This window comes from Fluviicola chungangensis, from assembly GCF_007558725.1.
Lineage (GTDB): Bacteria > Bacteroidota > Bacteroidia > Flavobacteriales_D > Crocinitomicaceae > Fluviicola > Fluviicola chungangensis.
This window is the reverse complement of sequence record NZ_VLPL01000012.1, coordinates 15,833-32,728: the sequence shown is the minus strand read 5'-3', so window position 1 is coordinate 32,728 and position 16,896 is coordinate 15,833. Positions and strand designations below refer to the sequence as shown.

At 41.6% G+C, this 16,896-nt stretch carries 21 protein-coding genes; 14 read left to right on the top strand and 7 right to left on the bottom strand.

Going from position 1 to position 16,896, the window contains the following annotated elements; translation table 11 throughout:
- Positions 1-1,104: a putative type IX sorting system protein PorV2 gene (locus tag FO442_RS17895; protein WP_144334585.1), complete on the bottom strand. Its 1,104-nt coding sequence runs from the start codon at positions 1,102-1,104 to the stop codon at positions 1-3.
- 137 nt (positions 1,105-1,241) lie between these two features.
- Between FO442_RS17895 and FO442_RS17890 the strand changes: the two genes are divergently transcribed.
- The 6 genes from FO442_RS17890 (at position 1,242) to FO442_RS17865 (ending at position 6,351) form a co-directional block, all read left to right on the top strand.
- Entirely contained in the window at positions 1,242-2,042 is an 801-nt protein-coding gene (locus FO442_RS17890) for a CDP-alcohol phosphatidyltransferase family protein (RefSeq protein ID WP_144334584.1), read from the top strand.
- Positions 2,039-2,290: a phosphoribosylformylglycinamidine synthase subunit PurS gene (gene purS, locus FO442_RS17885; RefSeq protein WP_144334583.1), complete on the top strand. Its 252-nt coding sequence runs from the start codon at positions 2,039-2,041 to the stop codon at positions 2,288-2,290. Before FO442_RS17890 ends, purS begins: the two co-directional genes overlap by 4 nt.
- 3 nt (positions 2,291-2,293) lie before the next feature.
- Complete coding sequence (locus FO442_RS17880; RefSeq protein ID WP_144334582.1) at positions 2,294-3,850, top strand: aldehyde dehydrogenase (NADP(+)); 1,557 nt, start codon at positions 2,294-2,296, stop codon at positions 3,848-3,850.
- 98 nt (positions 3,851-3,948) lie between these two features.
- Positions 3,949-4,923, top strand: coding sequence for a coiled-coil domain-containing protein (locus tag FO442_RS17875; RefSeq protein ID WP_144334581.1), 975 nt, complete (start codon positions 3,949-3,951; stop codon positions 4,921-4,923).
- A 126-nt stretch (positions 4,924-5,049) separates the two neighbouring features.
- Positions 5,050-5,565 (top strand): RNA recognition motif domain-containing protein, encoded by a 516-nt coding sequence (locus FO442_RS17870; RefSeq protein ID WP_144334580.1) that lies wholly within the window; start codon positions 5,050-5,052, stop codon positions 5,563-5,565.
- Between the two features lie 12 nt (positions 5,566-5,577).
- Complete coding sequence (locus FO442_RS17865; protein ID WP_144334579.1) at positions 5,578-6,351, top strand: enoyl-CoA hydratase/isomerase family protein; 774 nt, start codon at positions 5,578-5,580, stop codon at positions 6,349-6,351.
- Positions 6,352-6,506: 155 nt separating this feature from the next.
- On the opposite strand, the gene FO442_RS17860 is transcribed toward FO442_RS17865, so the two are convergent.
- The gene (locus FO442_RS17860; RefSeq protein WP_144334578.1) at positions 6,507-7,550 is read right to left on the bottom strand and encodes a DUF2891 domain-containing protein; all 1,044 of its coding nucleotides are present in this window, start codon (positions 7,548-7,550) and stop codon (positions 6,507-6,509) included.
- A gap of 85 nt (positions 7,551-7,635) precedes the next feature.
- Between FO442_RS17860 and dinB the strand changes: the two genes are divergently transcribed.
- Entirely contained in the window at positions 7,636-8,721 is a 1,086-nt protein-coding gene (gene dinB, locus FO442_RS17855) for a DNA polymerase IV (RefSeq protein WP_144334660.1), read from the top strand.
- Here dinB and FO442_RS17850 read toward each other — a convergent pair whose 3' ends face one another.
- The 4 genes from FO442_RS17850 to FO442_RS17835 are packed head-to-tail and all read right to left on the bottom strand — an operon-like array spanning position 8,722 to position 11,637.
- Positions 8,722-9,996 (bottom strand): hypothetical protein, encoded by a 1,275-nt coding sequence (locus FO442_RS17850; RefSeq protein ID WP_144334577.1) that lies wholly within the window; start codon positions 9,994-9,996, stop codon positions 8,722-8,724. It abuts the gene before it with no gap.
- Complete coding sequence (locus FO442_RS17845; protein ID WP_144334576.1) at positions 9,983-10,519, bottom strand: RNA polymerase sigma factor; 537 nt, start codon at positions 10,517-10,519, stop codon at positions 9,983-9,985. Before FO442_RS17845 ends, FO442_RS17850 begins: the two co-directional genes overlap by 14 nt.
- A gap of 30 nt (positions 10,520-10,549) precedes the next feature.
- Complete coding sequence (locus tag FO442_RS17840; RefSeq protein ID WP_144334575.1) at positions 10,550-10,987, bottom strand: hypothetical protein; 438 nt, start codon at positions 10,985-10,987, stop codon at positions 10,550-10,552.
- A gap of 11 nt (positions 10,988-10,998) precedes the next feature.
- Complete coding sequence (locus FO442_RS17835; RefSeq protein ID WP_144334574.1) at positions 10,999-11,637, bottom strand: T9SS type A sorting domain-containing protein; 639 nt, start codon at positions 11,635-11,637, stop codon at positions 10,999-11,001.
- A 314-nt stretch (positions 11,638-11,951) separates the two neighbouring features.
- On the opposite strand from FO442_RS17835, the gene rplM reads away from it, so the two are divergent.
- The 4 genes from rplM (at position 11,952) to tsf (ending at position 14,603) form a co-directional block, all read left to right on the top strand.
- Positions 11,952-12,410, top strand: a complete 459-nt coding sequence (rplM, locus tag FO442_RS17830; RefSeq protein WP_144334573.1) for a 50S ribosomal protein L13 — start codon at positions 11,952-11,954, stop codon at positions 12,408-12,410.
- 5 nt (positions 12,411-12,415) lie between these two features.
- Entirely contained in the window at positions 12,416-12,802 is a 387-nt protein-coding gene (gene rpsI, locus FO442_RS17825) for a 30S ribosomal protein S9 (RefSeq protein WP_144334572.1), read from the top strand.
- Between the two features lie 135 nt (positions 12,803-12,937).
- Positions 12,938-13,705: a 30S ribosomal protein S2 gene (gene rpsB, locus FO442_RS17820; RefSeq protein ID WP_144334571.1), complete on the top strand. Its 768-nt coding sequence runs from the start codon at positions 12,938-12,940 to the stop codon at positions 13,703-13,705.
- A 67-nt stretch (positions 13,706-13,772) separates the two neighbouring features.
- Entirely contained in the window at positions 13,773-14,603 is an 831-nt protein-coding gene (gene tsf / locus FO442_RS17815) for a translation elongation factor Ts (protein ID WP_144334570.1), read from the top strand.
- A gap of 91 nt (positions 14,604-14,694) precedes the next feature.
- Here tsf and FO442_RS17810 read toward each other — a convergent pair whose 3' ends face one another.
- Positions 14,695-15,117: a putative signal transducing protein gene (locus FO442_RS17810; RefSeq protein ID WP_144334569.1), complete on the bottom strand. Its 423-nt coding sequence runs from the start codon at positions 15,115-15,117 to the stop codon at positions 14,695-14,697.
- A 109-nt stretch (positions 15,118-15,226) separates the two neighbouring features.
- Here FO442_RS17810 and pyrH point away from each other — a divergent pair, with 109 nt between their 5' ends.
- Genes pyrH through FO442_RS17795 form a run of 3 tightly spaced genes read left to right on the top strand, consistent with a single transcriptional unit; the run spans position 15,227 to position 16,887 of the window.
- Positions 15,227-15,934, top strand: a complete 708-nt coding sequence (gene pyrH / locus FO442_RS17805) for a UMP kinase (protein WP_144334568.1) — start codon at positions 15,227-15,229, stop codon at positions 15,932-15,934.
- A gap of 26 nt (positions 15,935-15,960) precedes the next feature.
- A complete protein-coding gene (gene frr, locus FO442_RS17800) occupies positions 15,961-16,524 on the top strand; it encodes a ribosome recycling factor (protein WP_144334567.1) in 564 nt (187 codons plus the stop codon).
- A complete protein-coding gene (locus FO442_RS17795; protein ID WP_144334566.1) occupies positions 16,525-16,887 on the top strand; it encodes a hypothetical protein in 363 nt (120 codons plus the stop codon).
- Positions 16,888-16,896: the final 9 nt, after the last annotated feature.

Sequence of the window (16,896 nt, the reverse complement as noted above, 5' to 3'; positions counted from 1 at the left end):
TTATTCATCTGTTTTCATAGCATTTTTAGGTTTGTTCAATGCAAGGCGTAATGAAATAACATGCGAGTATAATGCAGTCGAAGCATCGCCAATATCCGTAAATGCATAGTCTAAATATACGGCTTTAATATGTAATCCGATGCCAATGTTTGGTTGAATGGTTAATTTCTTGGAGTCGTCAAAGTTCTTGATATACTGCATATTGGAAATTCCGCCGCGAAGCGTAACCAATTCTTTAAATCCAAAGGCGATACCGATATGCGGATCAAAGCTGACGACGTTCGTTTTCAGGATGGTATTTCGTTTACCGTCAGTTGTCATATCCAGGTCCAATTCCCCGGAAACATAAATTCCTTTTTTCCCAAGCGGTTGCTTGTAGTACGTTCCCAAGATCAACCGCGGAAGTGTCAATTCCAGTCCGTTTCGCGGAATTTCGTTTCCTGTCAGGGTAAAAACTTCCTTTGTTTGATCGTCCAGCGTAAAGATCCAAGCGTTGAAGGTAGAAGTAACATCGCGAAGCACCGCTCCAAACTTCAGGCGTTCGTTTTTCTCATACGTTGCTCCGGCATCCAAACCGAATCCCCAGGATTTGGCGAAATCCCCGACTTTACGGTAAATCACTTTAAAGTTTCCGCCTAGTGACAATCCGGGAACCTTTGTTTTGCGGGCGTATGAAAATAAAAATGCATAATCTGCAGCAGTAAAGGTGGTGATCTTGTCGTAATCGATGCGACCTTCGTTATCAATAAGCTGTGTGGTATTCGGGATGTCATCCACGGCAAAACGGATCACAGACAGGCCAACCGCACTTTTTTCATCGATCTGGTGTGCCAGGCCCAAATAATCGTACTTGGCAATTCCGGCAAAATATTCCGAGTGCATTAACCCGATATCCAGCCATTTATTGGTTCGAACCAAACCTGCCGGGTTCCAGTAACCGCTGTTTACACCACTGGTTTGAGCTACAACCGCATTGGAAAGTCCAAGAGCATCCGCCCCGATACCGATCGCTAAGAATTCATTGGAATATTTGGGCGCAACCGAACCTTGTCCGAATGACAAAAAAGAGCAAGCAGTAATGCAAACAATTAGGTAAAATTTCATAGTATACAAGTTCCTCACGAATGCTTTAACTGCATCTTTTATAAAAAATTGTGTATCCCGATGGTTTATTCATAAAATCGAAATGTAAATTTACAGCTTTTTGAAGGATTTAAACTAACAAAATATTCATTCACCCCATGAAAATGTTCAATATACCGAATCTGATCACTGCCAGCAACATGCTTTGCGGAGTCTTCGCAATCATTCTGGCATTCGCCGGAAGAATCGATATTGCGCCGTATTTTATTTTTCTTGCTGCTGTGCTCGACTTTTTCGATGGTTTTTTGGCGCGTATCCTAAAACAACAAGGTGAATTGGGAAAACAATTGGATTCGTTGGCGGATATGATTTCTTTTGGGTTGGCACCGGGGATTATCATGTTTGCTTTAATGGTGATTCAGCATAAAGGCATTGATTTGTTCCAGTCAACAGCACTGTTGAATATGGCTATGAATGTGGAGCTCTATGATTTGTTTAATTTGCAATGGGATAATAAACTTCCTTTCCTGGCTTTAATCATCCCATTCTTCTCACTCTTCCGCCTGGCAAAATTCAACATTGATACCCGTCAGTCGGAATCATTCATCGGTTTGCCCACTCCGGCAAATACGATCTTTTTTATGGCTTTTCCTTTGTTGTTGTCTCAATACGGCGGAACAACCGGCTGGGAACACGATCTGATTCTATGGTTGATCCAACCAATCGTTTTGATCCCGGTTATTGTGATCATGTCGGTGCTCTTGGTTTCTGAATTACCCCTGTTCGCCTTGAAATTCAAGCACTTCAAATGGAAAGGGAACGGGACGCGCTATGTGTTCTTAATAAGTTGTGGAATACTTATTTCAACTTTATTGATTTGGTCCATTCCAATTATTGTACTTTTGTACCTGTTATTATCATTTATTCAACACATTCTTCGAAAAAAATCGAACGCATGAAATTCAAAGCTGAAATCGATGTGATGCCATTAGAGGCATTGTTAGACCCTCAAGGAAAAGCAGTTACTAACAGTATGCCGACAATCGGTTTGCCTGAAATTACGGGTGTACGCGTTGGAAGACACGTACGTCTTTTTGTAGATGCACCTTCCAAAGATGCAGCAACAGAGAAAGTGGAGTTGGCTTGTAAGAAATTACTTTCAAACCAAATCATGGAAAGTTACTCGTATACAGTAGAGGAGGCGTAAGCCATGAATTCCTTAGGTAAAAATCACATTGGTTATCAGGAAAGTGGGCTTGGTAACCATGTTTTTTTTGGTGTAGACCCCAAAAACAACCAGCCATTTGAAACACCTTTCCACCAGGCTTCCTCCGAAGAAGTAGATGAGGCACTTACCAAATCGCAAGGGGCATTTGAAGCATATCGTTTAATTCCGATAGAAAAACGTGTTCAGTTCCTACAGGCAATTCCAAAAAAATTAAAAGCGAATAAGGAAATGCTGATTCATTGGTTTTGCGCAGAAAGCGGTTTGCCTAAAGACCGGGCGGAAGTAGAGTTTGCACGTTCCTGTTTCCAGTTTGAGTATTATGCGAAAGCGGTTGAGACCGGATACGCCTTGGAAATAAAACTGGATACGGCAGATCCCGATAGAGAACCGAATCCCAAACCGTCATTGACCAAGCTCAATATTCCGGTTGGACCGGTGGTGGTTTTCGGAGCCAGTAATTTTCCCTTTGCTTATTCTACTTTGGGTGGCGATGTGGCTTCCGCACTTGCAGCCGGTTGTTCGGTTATTGTAAAAGCGCATGCCATGCATCCGCACACCAGTTCCGTTTCAGCTCAACTGATTTTAGACGTCGCAAAAGAACACGGTATGCCGGATGGAATCCTGTGTCATTTGTTGGCGGAAGATTTTACGGTTGGCCAGCAATTGGTTCAAGACTCGCGCGTAAAAGCGGTTGGATTTACCGGGAGCATCGGTGGGGGAATGGCTTTGCAGAAATTGATCAATGAACGGGAAGAACCGATTTCATTGTATGCTGAAATGGGAAGTTCCAATCCGATTGTACTGACTAAAAGTGCCTTGGAAAAGCGTGCTTCGGCCATTGCGAAACAAATCAGTGCGTCGGTTTTATTAAATGCCGGACAGTTTTGCACATCTCCGGGTTTAGTGTTTGTAGAAACATCTGCGAATTTCGATGCATTCAGGCAAGAGGTCGCCCGATCTTTTTCTGAGAGCGAACTCCAATGTATGCTGCATCCCGGAATTTCAAAGCGCTATTTCGAACGGGTAAAACAGCATGCTGCGTTGGTAGATGTTGTTTATGCGGGAAAGTACGAAGGAAACTTTATCCAGCCTACTTTAGCAGAAGTAACCGCTGCACAGTTTCTTGCGAACCCCCGGATACAAGAAGAAATTTTCGGTTCATACCTCACTCTTATTAAATGTGCGGGAGAAACAGAGATACAACAATGTCTGGAACTGTTGCAGGGGCAGCTTACGACCAGCCTGTATTCGGAAGAGGAATCGGAAATCACCGGATATCTGCCATATTTAACTGCTAAATCCGGACGAATTATTTTGAACGGAGTACCAACCGGAGTAGAAGTCAGCTTTGCCCAACAGCACGGCGGACCTTTCCCCAGCAGCCTGAATTCATACTTTACTTCCGTAGGTTGGGATGCAATCAAACGGTTCCAGCGACCTGTTGCTTTTCAAAACTTTTCAGAAGATTTTAGTGCTAAAAGGATGGAATTCAATCAAAACGAAACTTTTTTACATTTTCTTAACGGAAAATACGAATAAACGTATTGGTGAGTCGAATTAAAAACACTTTATTTGTCCTGATGAATTCCCTATCGTTCATTAGTTCTATTGTTATATTTGTATTTAAATTTTAGATTATGTCAGAAGAATCAGGCTCAAAGAAAAACATGACACCGGCACTAACAGCGATTATTGTTTTGTTGGTCGTGTTATTAGGAACGATGACTTATTTATGGAGTTCAAAAAACGGTGCTTTGAAAGAAGCAACGAAGAAAAATGAAGAACTGCAAGCGGACATCGAAGAAATGAACAAAATGATGGCTCCGTTCTTAGGGAGTGAAACCACCAACGACTTGATGTCGGATTTCACTAATATGATGGATACATATGATGCATTAATGAAAAAGGATGCATCTAAATCTGATAGCTTGAACGCTCAGAAGGACAAGATCCAGGGATTGATGACTGAGTTGGAAACAGCAAAAAAGAATGGACGTGTAACTGCATCACTGATTGCCAAATTGAAGCGTGAAAATGAAACATTGCGCCAGATTATGATCAGTTATGTGAAACAGATCGACCAATTGAATACGATGAACCTGAAGTTAACTTCTGAATTGGATGAAACTTCTTCGCAATTGGCGGAAACACAGACAGAACGTGACACGTATAAAGGTCAGGCTGAACAAAGCGCCGAACAGGTTCGAAAAGGTTCTAAATTGGCAGCGTATGGTTTCTCATCGACCGGTTTGCGAATGAAATTGAATGATACGACCGAACCGACAACAAAAGCCCGAAATTGTGTTCAGGCGAAATCAACGTTTACCATTGGAGAGAATAACATTGCAACTGCGGGTGATCGTACGGTTTATCTTCAGATTATTGATCCGGATGGTAAAACATTACAAGGTCGGTCAGGAGGTACGGCAAGCAGCATTGATGGCGGGAATTTTGTTTATTCTGCTAAAAGAGATATTCAATATAACAACAAAGCGGTTGATGTAACGATCTTCTATGATTTCAATGGCGAAGAGCCGGTGAAAGGAAATTACAAAGTTAAAATCTACTGTGACGGTCAGGTTATCGGTTCCGATAGCTTTACCTTAAAGTAAATAGAATAAAGAAATGATAGCTCCGGAATTATTTTTTAGTTCCGGAGCTAACTGTTAAAAAGGAATAAACGTTGAAACGTTTTAGGTAAATTAGTCGGACTGAAGTCCAATTTTAAAGTTAGGTAAATGACAAATATTTTTATCGCAAATCTCGACTGGGAGATTACATCGGAGGATTTGCAAGCAACGTTTTCAGCGTTTGGTGCGGTTCACTTGGCACACGTAGTGTTTGATGCTAAGACAAAACAATCCAAAGGCTTTGGTTATGTCGAAATGGAAAGCGCAGAAGAAGCAATTAATGCGATTCAGGCGTTAAATGGTTTCGAGGTAAACGGCCGTAAATTGGATGTAAAAATTGCTTCCCCGAAAGCAAATCGTCCGAAACCGGAGGATAAACCTAAAAAACCATCGTTCGGTAACAAGCAGGGAGGTTTCGGAGGACAAAAGAAGTTCAACAACAACGGACCACGCCAAGGAGGTCATGGTGGTGGTGGCGGATCTTACAGATCAAATGACCGCAACCCCAACGACCGTAACTCAAGCTTCAACAAGAGGGAAGGAGGAGACTCCAATTCAGGTTCAAGTTCGGGATCAGGTTCGGGTGAACGTACCATGCGTCCACGCAGAAAATTTGATAACTAGTTAAATTAATCCATGTCAGAAGCTGTCAATCAAGGTCACGTAGACATACGTGTAGATGAATTCGGTATTGCTACTATCGAATTCGGACATCCATTAAGTAATTCATTACCAGGGAAAATTCTTCGAAAACTAGCCGAAACAATTACCGATGCGGGAAATGATCCGGCGGTAAAAGTAATTGTTCTCAGATCTACCGGAGACAAAGCATTTTGTGCCGGAGCTAGTTTTGACGAGTTGATCGCCATCCGGGATTTGGAAACAGGAAAAGTATTCTTTTCCGGATTCGCGCAGGTAATCAATGCATGCAGAAAATGTCCGAAATTAATTATCGGCCGTGTGCAAGGGAAAGCAGTTGGTGGAGGAGTAGGAATTGCTTCGGCTGTTGATTATTGTTATGCAACGCGTTTCGCAGAAGTGAAGCTTTCTGAGTTGGCTGTTGGGATCGGGCCGTTTGTGGTTGGTCCGGCAGTAGAACGGAAAATGGGACTTTCAGCCATGTCTCAGCTGTCAATCAATGCAACCGAATGGAGAACCGCTGAATGGGCGATGCTAAATGGTTTGTATGCAGATGTGTTTGACACGGAGGATGAAATGGACGAAGAGATTACACGTCTGGCAACTGTTTTGGCAAAATCAAGCCCGGAAGCAATGGCAGAATTGAAAAAAATCTTCTGGAAAGGAACGGAAGATTGGGATCAGTTGTTGTCGGATCGTGCCGGAATCAGCGGAACATTGGTTCTTTCGGATTTCACGGTCAATGCGATCAATTCGTTTAAGAAAAAGTAAATTTTTCAAGAAAATAATTGAAAGGTCATTCACTGGTTGGATGGCCTTTTTTAGTTTCCCGCAGATTTCGCTGAAGGCGCAGATTATATCAAGTATAATTCTTTAAAGAGTCAAAAAGAATCCGCGGAATCTGCGCTATTAGCGGGAGAAAGAACCTATTTACTTAGTAGGGCTAACAATGCAAAACTTGCCAGCCAATGCTCACCCATGTAATCTCCATCTACGATATTCGGTAAGGAAGTCTGAACGTGCTGATCGGCAACCCGGTTTAAATGTTTCAATTCAGGCAGTGTTTTGGCGATTCCGTACAAACACCAGGCTCTGCTGAAGTTCAATCCGTCTAAGTGTACCAAATGACCATCCGAACGATCGGAAACCTTTCCGGGTTCCAATGTAAACTTTTTACTGAACAGTTGCGGAGCGAATTGCTTCAGCCACTTCTTAAATGCCTCTTTGCTTAGAATCCGCCGCATAATGTCAATTTCCTCGAATCCGCCGGAGAGAAAGTCATAACCGCTTGGTTCCAGGTGCAAGGGATAAGCTTTGTCATTGAAATAGAAATCACGGGCGCGTTTCTCAATAGTGGTTTTTAAACTGTCATTCGAATGAGTAATGGCATAATCGTAAGCAAAAGTTAACCCGAAAGCAGTGTTGATATGATCTCCTGAGCGGATTGCATAATTCAGTTTGGGGAGAAACTCAATGTATTTTTTACAAAATAATTCAGCTAATGGAGCCAGATTTGAACTCAATTCCCTTCCCACAGGATGATCCCAGCTTTCAAGTTCGAGCTGAAGTTTTAATAACCAGTTCCAGCCATATGTTCGTTCGAAAGAGCCGTTGTTTTTTACTGCAAAGGATTCAATTTCTTTTTCGATGTTGGCTTTGCTCAAGTTCGTGCGAAGTACCATTACGACGGAATCGGTAATCAATTCCGGGTATTTGTTCAGCAATTTCACCATGAGCCAGTGACCGTGAACAGATGAATGCCAATCAAAGCAGCCATAGAAAGCAGGGTGAAGCTCGGCCGGGGATTTTAAGTCGCTTTTTTCATTTAAAACCTGTCCCAATTTGTTCGGGTATTCTTTCAGAACACATTTCAGCGGCAAACTCAGTAACCTTTTTGCCTCTGCTTTTGAAATTTCTTGTGCGAAATTAAGTTCCGAAATGAAAAGAAAGACAAATATCAGGTATTTCATGGTTTGCGAATTTTTTCAAATGTAGGATTATTTTTCTTGCGCTGAATGATGCGTAACTTTGTAATCTTGTAAGGAGATGGAAATCATGGAAAATCAGCCGGAAGAACGAAAAATCATTCACATCGATATGGATGCATTTTATGCTTCTGTGGAACAAATGGATCATCCGGAACTGAAAGGGAAACCCATTGCTGTAGGCGGAAGCAAATTGCGGGGTGTCGTAGCCGCTGCAAGTTATGAAGCACGTAAATTTGGTGTAAAATCTGCAATGCCGAGTTCGACAGCGGCTCGTTTGTGCCCGGAACTGATTTTTGTTCGTCCCCGTTTTGACCGATACCAGGAAATCTCTGCACAAATCAAAGCAATCTTTTATGAGTATACGGATTTGGTGGAACCGCTTTCCCTGGACGAAGCATTCCTGGATGTAACGACCAATAAGAAAGGCATTCCGTCTGCAACTTTATTGGCGAAAGAAATCCGTGAGCGCATTTTGAAGGAAATCGGCCTGACCGCCAGTGCGGGAATTTCAATTAACAAGTTCACGGCCAAAATTGCTTCGGATGTCAATAAACCCAACGGACAATTAACGGTTTCACCACCGGAAGTAGAATCTTTTTTGGAGAAATTGCCGATTGAACGGTTTTTTGGGATCGGAAAGGTGACGGCGGCCAAGATGAAGGAGTTGGGAGTGAGATCCGGAAAAGACCTGAAAAAAAAGAGCATGACTTTTCTCGTTCAGCATTTTGGAAAGCAGGGAACGCATTTTTACAACATTGTTCGCGGAATTCACCGAAGCCAGGTTAAGCCGGATCGGATCCGGAAGTCGTTTGCAGTGGAACACACTTATTTCTCCGATATCTATTCCAAACGCCAGATATTGGAGAAACTGGAAGAAATTGCCCTTGACCTTGAGCGGAGAATGGAAAAACGTTCAATAGCCGGAAAATGTGTCTCCATCAAAGTGAAATATTCGGATTTTACAACACAAACACGTGCGAAAACGATTCCGGATTATATGTGGAGTAAGGCCGATTTTTTTCCGCTTGTTGAAGGACTGTTGGATCATTTGGAGGTAGAAAAACCCGTTCGACTGCTCGGGATCTCTCTTTCAAAACTCAACACAGAAGACAATGATCCGGATCAAAACAAGCAGTTAACTCTACAGTTTTAGTTAGAGAGAAAAACGCAGTCCCATACCGATGCCGAAAGCGGGGTTCCGGCGTGGTTCAAAATCCCATCTCAGTTGTTGGGAAATGGATTGATTAAACGTTCCAAAGCCAACTAATTGCGCTCTTCCGAAGGAATACTGAAGCTCCGGGCGTATCCAAACAGAAAAGCCGAACGGATTCACTTTCGGAGCACTTAAGACTGGATTTAATTGCCTGTTTGCAAACTGCCCATAAGCAAATTCACCGCCGCCGGAAAGGCGTAATTGGATTTTATTTCCAATTGGAAAAGAGTAGACCAAACCGATTGGCAGGACAATGGAATTTACCCGGAATGATTGTGTTTCCGTCCATTGAACGGTGTCAGGAAATACAATCGGTTGCGGAACCCCTGAAGTAAGACCGTTTACTGGCATTTCTATTTTTTCCAGGTAACCGTATTGAATGATTTTGGAAGAACGAAAACCGAGCCCTGTGAGTATTTCCAGATGGCTGGTTAATAGGCGATTCATTTCTATTTTTCCGTAGCAGGTCGAAGAATGAATACGTGCGTTTTCTTTCTGGTTGGCTATAAAAGGCCCGTTGTCGGAAGGAATAGCTCTCTTTTTCTCGCCTTCCCAATAGGTTATTACGGTTAAGGACCATTTGCGGGAATTGTTATTGCTTCCGACACTTTGATTTGCAGACAGCAATTTAATAACAGAATCCGGGAATAGGGAGGTTAAGTTTATTGCAGGAATCGACATACTGTCTTTGGCATTTTCTGCAAGTTTCAGCGTGTCTGTGTTTTTTTCGGTAGAATCCGTTGGCATATGCTGTTTCGCTGTAATCTTGCTTCCTGTTTGTTCTGATACATGACCTGGTTTTTCCAGAGGTAATTTTCCATCTGTTGAAACAGAATTATTGGTTAGAACAAAGTTTGAAGTGTTTTTTGAGGGAAGAGTGGATGAGGCATGAGATAAAAGAGATGGCGGAGTTTTTTCGGCAGAAGTTTTTTTGCCAGAAAGAACCGTTGTTGATCGTTTATTTCCCGCGAATGTTTTTCGCACGGTTAACGTTTTGTTTGATGCGGTTTTTTCAGAGAAAGGATAGCCGAATAATGTTGCCGCCAATCCGCTTAAACCGAAAAGGACGGGGAAGAAAATGAACAAGAACCTTCTGCGCTTCTTTTTGGAAGCAATGGCCTGATCAATGTTTTTCTTCACAGATGGATCAGGAGTTAATTCCAAACCATCGAATGCAGATTGAAACAACCAATCTATTTCGTTATGCTCTTTCATCAGTTCTTTTTTTTTCCAGGTTGTGTTTAATCCAATCCCGGGCTCTTGTTAATTGCGACTTGGAAGTTCCTTCCGAAATATCCAGGTATTCTGCGATTTCTTTGTGCGTCAGGTTGTCCAAAACAAACAAATTGAAGATCGTACGGTAACCGGCTGGCATGTTGTTCAGTAATTTGAGTAACTCCAGCTGTTTTCCCTCTGATTTTTTTTCAGTATCCGTTTCTGCCGGGGCTTCAAAAAAGCTTTCGTCGTCTTTAAGTATCAGCTTTCGCTGACGTTTCAATATGTTAATGGCCGTGCGAATGGTAATGGTCTTGATCCAAGGACCGAGTGGTAATTCCGGATTTGCTTTTCCGCTGTTTTCATACACTTTAATGAATGTTTCCTGGAGGATTTCCTGGGCATCATCCCTGCAATTTGAATAACGCATGCAGATACCAAACATAGAAGGGGCATATTTTTCATACACCCGGTCAAAAGCTTTTTTATTGCCCTTGATAAATTCTTCTATGTATTCTTCCATTCTATATTTTACAGAATTTTTCGGTGATTTCTAGCGTTGAAGTGTTAAATAAAACCCGCAGGCACCTTCACCGGTCGACTTTTTGTTTTCATCAATGAGTAACTGATTTCCGGAGAACGTCATTTGTCCCAGTTCGTTTGCGTCAATTACCAGGTAGTTTTCGGTTGAACCAGCTACTTGTTGAAATGGATATGTTCCCGAAGGTAAGTAATAATAAGTGGAATTACCAGTGTTATTGTTTACGGTTAAAGTGGCAGTTTGTGTGTTGAAAGTCCAAGTTATCTCGTTGATAGCATGTACTTCATTCGCCCCGGAAATTCCCCCGTATATTCGCATGAGAGACCATTTCCCATCAATGGTATTTTTGGTTGTATCACTTTTAGTTGTGTGATTGATTTCTTTTTTGCACGCAGTCAATGAGTTAAGACTCAAAAATAGAATGAGGGTGCAGTAACCGATTGTTTTCATTCTTTTTCAGATTAAAGTTTGATGATTCGCTGAGTCAATTGGTTTTGATTGCGACTACTTACGGTTACGAGATAGATCCCTTTTTCAAGGTTGGATACATCGATATGGGAGTTATCAGAAAGTGGTTCGAATATTTGAATTCGTTGCCCGGAAGTGGAATAGATTTCCAGTTTTTCAACCGCAAAGTTTGTTGTGAACTTCAATTCGTTTTCAACGGGGTTCGGATACACCTGGAAATTGTTTGAAGTGTAATCAGGAAGCCCCAGGTAGGGATCAATGTGGAATGCTAACGTATCTTGATCCAGAAGAATATCCTCTTGTTGCGTAATTGTTGTGATGAGCTGAAAGTCACCGGCTCCCGGATTTGGTATCGAAATGGTATCCACACTGTGACAAATATATGCGGCCATTCCGACATTGTAATCAAGCATTAGCAGAATGTCATTTCCCTGTTGTTCCGAATGAATGGTATTGATGCTGCATCCTCCGTAAGGAAAAGTGGTGTAGCAAATAACCGTTAAAGCGTCGTTTGCATTCGGATTGGCCGGGATGAGCTTCAAACTGTCGATTGCGGGCAATTGCGCATATACCTGGCTTGACATTATCAACAGACCTGCAATGAGGAATCGTATAAAGGAATTGTTTTTCATTTTTTACTTTTTAAGTTCGGTTTAATCGATTGCAATCTGTTGCTAATACAACACCCAAAAACGAAAGGTTGCATGTCCGGCAATTTTTTTCAAAGATTTGATTTCAGGTGTGTGGAAGTGTGTTCTCATTCGTGTAATTTTGTGTACACATCTTCAAAAGATCAATCGGGTGTGAAATGTTGGTTTGAACGGTTTTAAAACGCATTTACTTCAGATTTATTTACAATTCCCTTGTTAATAAAAAATAGAGTTTCTATCTTTGCACCCCTCAAAGTGGATTTTGGGGATATTGTCTTATTTAAAAATAGAAGGTAGTGAATACTTTAAGTTACAAAACTGTTTCTGCTAACAAGGAAACCGCTGATAAGAAGTGGTTGTTGGTAGATGCTGAAGGCCACACGGTTGGTCGTTTGGCAAGTGAGGTAGCGAAGTTAGTACGTGGAAAACACAAGCCAAACTTTACACCGCACGCTGACTGTGGAGATAACGTAATTGTTATCAATGCAGCAAAAGTGTCGTTCTCTGGTACAAAATTGGAGAACAAAGAGTACGTTCGATACACTGGATATCCAGGAGGACAACGTTCATTGACTGCGCAGGAATTATTGAAACGCAGCCCTGAACGTGTAATCGAAAAAGCGATTAAAGGGATGTTGCCAAAGAATACTTTGGGTCGTCAATTGTTTAGAAATGTAAAGGTTTACGCTGGAGCAGATCACAAGCAAGAGGCTCAAAAACCTGAGGCTATTAACTTATTAAAAGCTAATAAATAACGGATATGGAAGTAGTAAACGCATTAGGAAGAAGAAAAACTTCAGTTGCTCGTGTGTACTTGATGAAAGGTACGGGCAAGATGACAATTAATAAACGTGATTACAAAGAGTTCTTTCCGGTAGCTATTTTACAAGGGAAAGTTGAGCAGCCGTTCAACTTGACTGATACATTGGGTCAATACGACATCAAAGTAAATGTAGCAGGAGGAGGAATCAACGGGCAAGCGGAGGCTATCCGTTTGGGAATTTCACGTGCATTGGTAGAGGTATCAGGAGATTTTAAAACATTGTTGAAAGCAGAAGGTTTAATGACACGTGATCCAAGAATGGTTGAGCGTAAGAAACCGGGACAGCCGAAGGCACGTAAGAAATTCCAGTTCTCTAAACGTTAATTTGAATTTTATTTTCTTTCGTCAACTGACGGAAGAGGGTTGTTTAGTATCCAAGCACAAAGTATCCTCTAGGCTAAGCCTGGACCCTTTGTTTAGCTGATTACTAAGGAACGTAAACAATTAAAAAAAAACAGTATGTCTAAAGTAAATTTTGATAGTTTATTAGAAGCGGGTGTTCACTTCGGACACTTAAAAAGAAAATGGAACCCGGCAATGGCGCCGTATATCTTTGACGAGAAAAAAGGTATCCACATTATTGACCTTAATAAGACAATTGCACATCTTGATCAGGCTTGTGCGGCAATGAAACAAATTGCTAAGTCGGGTAAAAAAGTACTTTTCGTAGCTACTAAAAAACAAGCAAAAGAAATTATCACAGATCGTATTTCTGCGATCAACATGCCATTCGTAACTGAGCGTTGGTCTGGTGGTATGTTAACAAATTTCCAAACAACACGTAAGTCAATCCGTAAAATGGTGTCTATCGACAAAATGAAAACGGATGGTACTTGGGAAACATTGAACAAGCGTGAGCGTTTATTCAAAACCCGTCAACGTGACAAACTGGAAAAAACATTCGGTTCAATTGCTGACATGACTCGTCAACCTGCAGCGATTTTTATCGTTGATATCTTGAAAGAGCATATCGCATTGGCTGAAGCAAAACGTTTGGGTATCCCTACATTTGCAATGGTAGATACGAATTCTGACCCTCGTTTGGTAGATTTCCCTATCCCTGCGAATGATGATGCTACCAAATCAATTGCAATTATCCTGGATGCAATCTGCGCTTCAATCAAAGAAGGTTTGGATGATCGTAAAGCAACTGCAACGAAGGATAAAGACGAAGCTCCTGCATCATCAGAAGAGGCAGCTGCTAAAGTAGAAGAGACAAAAGAATAATAGCAAAGTAGCCCTGGCATAACAGTCGGGGCATACCTTTGTACAAACATTTAAAGAATTCATAATCATGGCAATTACTGCGTCAGATGTAAACAAATTACGCCAGCAAACAGGTGCTGGTATGATGGACTGTAAGAATGCATTGGTAGAAGCAAACGGCGATTTCGAAGCTGCTGTAGATATCTTGCGTAAAAAAGGTCAAAAAGTTGCTGCGAAAAGAGGGGAGAACGAAGCTTCTGAAGGTTTGGTTTTCGCTCAAACAAGTGCAGATAACAAGGTAGGTGTATTGTTAACGTTGAACTGTGAAACAGATTTCGTTGCGAAAAATGATACTTACCGCAACTTCGTACAATCTTTGGTTGATATCGCAATGAAAAACTTGCCGGCGACTTCCGAAGAATTGAAAGCGTTGAAGTACGACGATAAATTAACTGTTGAGGAGAAAATTACTGAGCAGGTTGGTGTTATCGGAGAGAAATTGGATTTGTCCGGATATGCTGTTGTTAAAGGTGACACGGTTGTTGCTTACAACCACCCGGGAAATCAATTGGCTACTTTGGTTGCGTTGAACAAAAACGGTGAAACTGTTGCGGAAGCTGGTCGCCAGGTTGCGATGCAGGTTGCTGCAATGAACCCGATTGCTTTGAACAAGGACGGAGTGGATGCACGTACTATCGAGCGTGAGATCGAAGTTGGTAAAGAGTTGGCGATCCAAGAAGGAAAACCGGCTGAAATGGCTGAGAAAATCGCTCAGGGTCGTTTGACTAAATTCTTCAAAGAAAACACTTTGTTGAGCCAGGAATTTATCCGTGATAACAAAGTAACTGTAGAGCAATTCCTTGATTCTACTGAAAACGGTTTGACTGTTACTGAATTCAAACGTTTCTCTTTGAGCTAATCCTCATCGGAAATTGAAAATATAAAAATCCTGTCCGTGTGGGCAGGATTTTTTGTTGGTAAAAACAGTAGGCACGTGATTAATTGCGTGCCTACTGTTTTTTTCTAAAATCGAATTCATTCCCGCAATCCAGGCATTTGTAAACATCTTTCCGGTAAATGGGGAAAATAAATAGTAGAAAAGAGGCGATGGCAGAAAGGATGGCCCCAACACTCTTCATAGATTTGTGACCGGATTCAATGTTGGCGGACGCACATTTCGGACAGGAAATCACCTGTTCATCATCTGTGGTATAAGGAGTTTGTTCCAGCTCCAGTACAATATTCCTGGCATGTGCCAGATCTTCTTCATTGATCTTCAGTTTAATTCCGCCGACCAATTGAGAATACAGAGGATTTACCGATACGATGTTCTCGTCAAAAAGGAAGCACGTAATTCCTTCGCTTTCCAATTTGATTTTCAGAATGTGAGCATCAATCGAATTGTCAAATGTTTTGAAAGTGAGAAGTCCCATTCGAATTGGTTTTATCTTCTAAATTAGCGAATTATTCACCTGGAATTCCTATTTCCCTTTCCGAACTTCAAAGATTCCCACTATATTTGCGCAACTTCTTTCGATAATTATGAAATACCGTCGCATTCTGCTCAAACTAAGTGGTGAATCTCTTATGGGAGACAAACAATTTGGAATTGATAACCAACGGCTTAGCGTTTATGCAAAGCAAATCAAAGAAATTCATGATATGGGTGTAGAAGTTGCGATTGTGATCGGTGGAGGAAACATTTTCAGAGGAGTTCAGGCGGAAGAAGGTGGAATGGACCGAACGCATGGCGATTATATGGGAATGTTGGCAACCATGATCAATTCGATGGCTCTTCAGGCTGCATTGGAATCGGCAGGTCTTCAAACTCGTCTTCAATCTGCTATTGAAATGAAGGAAATCTCTGAACCATATGTAAGAAGAAGGGCTGTCAGACATTTGGAGAAAGGCCGGGTGGTCATCTTCGGTGCTGGAACAGGAAATCCATATTTTACAACTGATTCGGCTGCATCTTTACGAGCAATCGAGATCAATGCGGATGTTATTTTGAAGGGAACACGCGTGGACGGAATTTATACGGCAGATCCTGAAAAAGATCCGACGGCAACGAAGTTTGATGTGATTACATTCGAGGATGCTTACAGCAGGGGATTGAAAGTAATGGATATGACGGCTTTCACCTTGTGCATGGAGAACGATTTGCCCATCATCGTTTTCGATATGGACACTCCCGGAAATCTGAGACGATTGATGGAAGGTGAACAAGTGGGAACCATTGTAAAAAATTAATAGGATAGATTTAATTGAGATAAATTATGACTGAAGAGTTAGAACTAATTTACGATGATTTGAAGTCATCGAATGCAAAATCATTAGATCATTTAGAACACGAATTAACAAAAGTCAGAGCTGGAAAAGCTACACCATCTATGCTTTCGGGAGTCATGGTGGATTATTATGGTTCTCCGACACCGCTCCAACAAGTGGGGAACGTAAATTCCATGGATGCGCGCACGCTGACTGTTCAGGCATTTGAAAAATCCATGCTGAACGAGATCGCCAAAGGAATTATGAATGCGAATCTTGGATTGAATCCTCAAAATAACGGGGAACAACTAATCATTCAAATTCCGCTTTTAACAGAAGAGCGCCGTCGCGATTTGGTAAAGAAAGCAAAGGCTGATGGCGAACATGCAAAAGTAGGAATCCGAAATAACCGTAAAGATGCCTTGGACATGGTTAAAAGCCTGAAAGCGGATGGACTTTCGGAAGACATGAGCAAAGATGCAGAAACTGAAATTCAGAATATCACCAATGTTTTCATTAAGAAAGTGGATGATTTGGTTGATCTGAAGGAAAAAGATATAATGACAATCTAAATGCGTACCGTTTTATTCATCACTTCACTTTTCGTCCTTTTCTCCTGCGCAAAACAGCGAATGATTAATCGGTTGGAGGGAAGATGGAACTATTCCAAAATGTTGAAAAACAACGGTGAGTACGTATATCATTCGGAAGTTTATGAATTTACAGGGGGAGACAAGGACAATGATGCCGGTTTCCCTTTTGTTATTTATGGTCAGGATACCATTCAGGGAGTGTACCGGATTACCAAAAAGAATGTGATTAAGGTAACGGAAGGTTCGGAAACTGAAATCGATTGGCTTGTTGAGGATATCGATAATAATTCACTCGTTTTTCGGGTAGCGGAAGGCGTGGTATTTTTGGATAAGCAGCAGTAGTTATTCAGG

Coding starts and splice junctions, on each gene's coding strand:
- FO442_RS17865 (WP_144334579.1), top strand. CDS start 5,578: ATGTCAGAAGCTGTCAATCAAGGTCACGTAGACATACGTGTAGATGAA.
- frr (WP_144334567.1), top strand. CDS start 15,961: ATGACTGAAGAGTTAGAACTAATTTACGATGATTTGAAGTCATCGAAT.
- FO442_RS17875 (WP_144334581.1), top strand. CDS start 3,949: ATGTCAGAAGAATCAGGCTCAAAGAAAAACATGACACCGGCACTAACA.
- FO442_RS17895 (WP_144334585.1), bottom strand. CDS start 1,104: ATGAAATTTTACCTAATTGTTTGCATTACTGCTTGCTCTTTTTTGTCA.
- FO442_RS17890 (WP_144334584.1), top strand. CDS start 1,242: ATGAAAATGTTCAATATACCGAATCTGATCACTGCCAGCAACATGCTT.
- FO442_RS17880 (WP_144334582.1), top strand. CDS start 2,294: ATGAATTCCTTAGGTAAAAATCACATTGGTTATCAGGAAAGTGGGCTT.
- FO442_RS17840 (WP_144334575.1), bottom strand. CDS start 10,987: ATGAAAACAATCGGTTACTGCACCCTCATTCTATTTTTGAGTCTTAAC.
- FO442_RS17860 (WP_144334578.1), bottom strand. CDS start 7,550: ATGAAATACCTGATATTTGTCTTTCTTTTCATTTCGGAACTTAATTTC.
- dinB (WP_144334660.1), top strand. CDS start 7,636: ATGGAAAATCAGCCGGAAGAACGAAAAATCATTCACATCGATATGGAT.
- FO442_RS17850 (WP_144334577.1), bottom strand. CDS start 9,996: ATGAAAGAGCATAACGAAATAGATTGGTTGTTTCAATCTGCATTCGAT.
- purS (WP_144334583.1), top strand. CDS start 2,039: ATGAAATTCAAAGCTGAAATCGATGTGATGCCATTAGAGGCATTGTTA.
- rpsB (WP_144334571.1), top strand. CDS start 12,938: ATGTCTAAAGTAAATTTTGATAGTTTATTAGAAGCGGGTGTTCACTTC.
- FO442_RS17845 (WP_144334576.1), bottom strand. CDS start 10,519: ATGGAAGAATACATAGAAGAATTTATCAAGGGCAATAAAAAAGCTTTT.
- pyrH (WP_144334568.1), top strand. CDS start 15,227: ATGAAATACCGTCGCATTCTGCTCAAACTAAGTGGTGAATCTCTTATG.
- FO442_RS17870 (WP_144334580.1), top strand. CDS start 5,050: ATGACAAATATTTTTATCGCAAATCTCGACTGGGAGATTACATCGGAG.
- FO442_RS17810 (WP_144334569.1), bottom strand. CDS start 15,117: ATGGGACTTCTCACTTTCAAAACATTTGACAATTCGATTGATGCTCAC.
- rpsI (WP_144334572.1), top strand. CDS start 12,416: ATGGAAGTAGTAAACGCATTAGGAAGAAGAAAAACTTCAGTTGCTCGT.
- tsf (WP_144334570.1), top strand. CDS start 13,773: ATGGCAATTACTGCGTCAGATGTAAACAAATTACGCCAGCAAACAGGT.
- FO442_RS17795 (WP_144334566.1), top strand. CDS start 16,525: ATGCGTACCGTTTTATTCATCACTTCACTTTTCGTCCTTTTCTCCTGC.
- FO442_RS17835 (WP_144334574.1), bottom strand. CDS start 11,637: ATGAAAAACAATTCCTTTATACGATTCCTCATTGCAGGTCTGTTGATA.